This is a genomic window from Spirillospora sp. NPDC049652 (assembly GCF_040675125.1).
Classification (GTDB): Bacteria; Actinomycetota; Actinomycetes; order Streptosporangiales; family Streptosporangiaceae; genus Spirillospora.
Window position 1 is genome coordinate 1 of the sequence record NZ_JBFAOF010000677.1, and the last position, 4,085, is coordinate 4,085.

A 4,085-nucleotide genomic window follows, 5' to 3' on the forward strand; every position below is an offset into this window, starting at 1 on the left:
CGACTACCTGGTCGGCGAGCGGGTCCTGGAGGCGGCGGGCGATCGAGACCGCGCCGCGCAGCGACACGTCCATGCCGGGCAGCTCGCGGGCGGCGTAGGCGGACGCCGAGTACACCGACGCGCCCGCCTCCGACACCATGATCTTGGTGAGCTTCAGGTCCGGGTTGGCGGCGATCAGGTCGGCGGCGAGCTTGTCGGTCTCCCGGGACGCGGTGCCGTTGCCGATCGCGATCAGGTCGACCCGGTGCTCCTTCGCCAGCTTGGCGAGGGTCGCGAGGGAGGCGTCCCACTGGCGGCGCGGCTCGTGCGGGTAGATCGTGTCGGTCGCGACGACCTTGCCGGTGCCGTCCACGACGGCGACCTTCACGCCGGTGCGCAGGCCCGGGTCGAGGCCCATGGTCGTGCGGGTGCCGGCGGGTGCGGCGAGCAGCAGGTCCTTGAGGTTGCCGGCGAAGACGCGGACGGCCTCGTCCTCGGCGTCCTGGCGCAGCCGGGTGCGCAGGTCGATGCCGAGGTGGACCAGGATGCGGGTGCGCCAGGCCCAGCGGACGGCGTCCTGGAGCCACTTGTCGGCGGGCCGCCCCTGGTCGCTGATCCGGAACCGCGCGGCGATCTCGGTCTCGTAGCCGGACCGGGCGGCCGGGTCGGCGTCCTCCGCCTCCGGCTGCAGGTCGAGGTCGAGGACCTCCTCCTTCTCGCCCCGGAACAGGGCGAGGATGCGGTGCGAGGGCAGCTTGGCGAACGGCTCGGCGAAGTCGAAGTAGTCGGAGAACTTCGCGCCCGCCTCCTCCTTGCCCTCGCGGACCTTGGCGACGACGCGCCCGGTGTTCCACATGCGCTCGCGCAGGGCGCCGATGAGGTCGGCGTCCTCGGCGAACCGCTCGACCAGGATGGCGCGGGCGCCCTCCAGCGCGGCGGCTGCGTCGGCGACGCCCTTCTCGGCGTCCACGTACCCGGCGGCGGCCTCGGCCGGGTCGTGGGACGGGTCGTCCAGCAGCAGCTCGGCGAGCGGCTCGAGGCCGGCCTCGCGGGCGATCTGCGCCTTGGTGCGGCGCTTGGGCTTGTACGGGAGGTAGATGTCCTCCAGCCGCGCCTTGGAGTCGGCCGCGGTGATCTGGGCGCGCAGCTCGTCGGTGAGCTTCCCCTGGCCCTCGACGGACTCCAGGATCGCGGCGCGCCGCTCGTCCAGCTCGCGGAGGTAGCGCAGCCGCTCCTCCAGGTCGCGGAGCTGGGTGTCGTCGAGCGCGCCGGTCGCCTCCTTGCGGTACCGGGCGATGAACGGGACGGTGGATCCGCCGTCGAGCAGCTCGACGGCGACCCGCACCTGCCCCTCCCTGACGCCGAGCTCCTCGGCGATCCGCGCGGTGATGGGCCGCGGTGCGGCCTGCTCGGCGGCGGCGTTCTGGCTGGTGACTGTCACGTGTCGGTTCGCTTTCTCCCCTGGATGTCGCCCGAGCATTGTCCAGGAAGCGGGGCCGCTTGTCGCGTCAGCCCCGGTTCCCGAACGGACTCGTCCGGGAACCGGGGCGTGACCGGCGCCGACCAGGGGACGGGGGGCCGGGGCGGGCGTCAGCCGACCGGGGCGCGCTGGGAGGTCCGGTCGCCGCGCGCGGGGAGCCGCCGGGACAGCGGGCCCGGCCACCAGTTCGCCCGGCCGAGCAGCACCATCGCGGCGGGCAGGACGACGATCCGGATCACCACCGCGTCGATCAGGACGGCGACCGCGAGCCCGACGCCCATCTCCTTCATGTCCGTCAGGCGGAGCGCCCCGAAGATCGCGAACACCGAGATCATGATGACCGCGGCGCTGGTCACCGTGCCGGCCGAGCCGGTGATCCCCTCCTCGACGGCGCGGCGGGTCGGCAGCCCGGCGCGGGCGGCCTCGCGGATCCGGCTGACCAGGAAGACGTGGTAGTCCATCGACAGGCCGAACAGGACGGCGAACAGGAACAGCGGGATCCAGGCGACGATCGCGCCGGTGCTGCGGAAACCGAGCGCGCCCTCCAGCCAGGTGTGCTGGAAGACCAGGACGAGCGCGCCGAACGAGGCGCCCACCGACAGCAGGTTGACCAGGATCGCGGTCAGCGCGACCACGACCGAGCGGAACATCACGGCCATCATCAGGAAGGTGAGGCCGAGGACGAACCCGACGACCAGCGGCATCCGGTCGGTCATCCGGCGGCCGAAGTCGACCGACGCGGCGGCGTCGCCGCCGACCCAGTGCCCGGCTCCGGCGACCCGTCCGACCGTGGCGGGGAGGAGGTCGTCGCGCAGTTCGGCGACCGCGTCGCGGGCCTGGCCGCTGTTCATGCCGTACGGGGTGGAGAGGGTGAGCGTCTGGACGCGGCCGTCCGCGGAGGCGCGGATGTCGGGGCGCGGTCCGCGGGCGACGAACAGCCGGTCGCCGGCGGTGCGGGACGCCAGGTCGGTCAGGGCGGCGCGCGCGGCGCGGGCCTGCTCCGGGGCCGTCCGGACGACGATCTGGTGCTCGGTCGAGCGGTCCGGGAACGCGGCGACGAGCCGGTCGTAGGTGCGCAGCGCCGGGATGGCGCGCGGGAGCTGGTCGGTGGTGGTCGGCTGCAGCTTCATGCCGAGCGCCGGGACGGCCAGGGCGCCGAGCGCGGCGACGGCGAGCAGGAGCGTGACCGCCGGGTGCCGCAGGGCGGGGCGCAGCAGGGCGGGCCAGAGCCGGGGGTTCTCGCGGGTCGCGGTCAGCCGCCACAGCACCGGGACGCGCGGCCGGTCGACGCGCGGGCCGAGCTTGCCGAGGACGGCGGGCAGCACCGTCACCGAGCCGAGCATGGCGACCGCGACGACGATGATCGCGGCGACCGCGAGCGAGGTGAAGATGACGTTGCCGGCGAGGAACAGCCCGGCCATCGCGACGATCACCGCGACGCCGGACACGAGGACGGCGTGCCCGGAGGTCGCGGCGGCGATCTCGACGGCGTCCCGGTGGTGCGCGCCGCGCAGCCGCTCCTCGCGCTCGCGGCGCAGGTAGAACAGCGAGTAGTCGACGCCGACGGCCATCCCCATGAGCATGGTCATGCTGCTGGCGGTGTCGTACATCGGGACGAGGTGGGAGACCAGCGCGGTGAGCCCGGTCGCGCCGGCGATCGCGGTGATCGCGAGCAGCAGCGGGACACCGGCGGCGATCAGCGCGCCGAACGCCACGAGCAGGATCAGCAGGGTCACCGGGAAGCCGATGCCGTCCGCCCGGACCAGGTCGTCGGCGACCAGCTTCGTCATGCCCTGGCCCATGGACGCGGCGCCGGTCTGCTCGACGCGCAGGCCGGGGTGCCGCTTCTGCACCTCGGCGGTCCGGTCGAGCAGCGGCTGGACGCGGTCCTTGGCGGTCAGCGGGTCGCCGGCCATGGTCACCGGGACCATGAGGGCCGTGCCGTCCTTGCTCGGGACGGCCGCGTCCACCTTCGCGACCTGCGGGATCCCGCGCAGGGCGGCGGTCGCCTCGGCGGCGGCCCGGTCCGCGTCGGCGCGGGGCAGCGGCCCGCTCCGGGCCGTGATGAGCACGCTCTCCACGGCGGGCGGGGTCACGCCGTGGGAGTGCGCGACGCGTCCGGCCTTGCCCGCCTCCCCCGCGGCCTGGTCGAGGTCGGTCGCCTTGTTGGTGCCGAGGGCGCCCCCGAGCACCGTGCACGCCACCACGAAGACGATCCACAACCCGATCGCCCGCCACGGGTGTCCCGCGCTCCAGCGGGCCACCCCCACTGTCACCGATCGCCTGCTCATGTGCCCGGCGCCCTTCCGTCCGACTGTCAACGACGGTTCGATGCTCGTGCGGCGCGGGCGTCCGCACAGTGGGTCCACGCCCTCCGCGGGGTAGGCGAAAGTCCACCTCCGGGAAGGGGGGTCTGGGCCCACTGCCCGGGCTGCGCCGTCCGGGCACAATGAGCGTGTGAACGGCGATGCGCACGACCGGACGGCCCCCGCCGGCGGCCTGGCGGTGGCCCGCAGCCTGGCGCAGGCGGTGCTGGCCCAGATCGCGAACCTGCCGCTGGCGATCCTGCTGCTGGGGTCGCTGGCGCTCGTCCCGCTCGGGGTGGGGCTGGCGCTGCTGCCGCCGG

2 protein-coding genes are annotated in these 4,085 nt (G+C 74.5%); both read right to left on the reverse strand.

Annotated features, from left to right (window positions below; genetic code table 11):
- Window positions 1–1,420 (reverse strand): Tex-like N-terminal domain-containing protein (locus tag AB0J52_RS30420; RefSeq protein WP_500186097.1); only part of this gene is annotated, 1,420 nt, incomplete at its 3' end.
- 149 nt (window positions 1,421–1,569) lie between these two features.
- Window positions 1,570–3,735: an MMPL family transporter gene (locus tag AB0J52_RS30425; RefSeq protein ID WP_500186098.1), complete on the reverse strand. Its 2,166-nt coding sequence runs from the start codon at window positions 3,733–3,735 to the stop codon at window positions 1,570–1,572.
- Window positions 3,736–4,085: the final 350 nt, after the last annotated feature.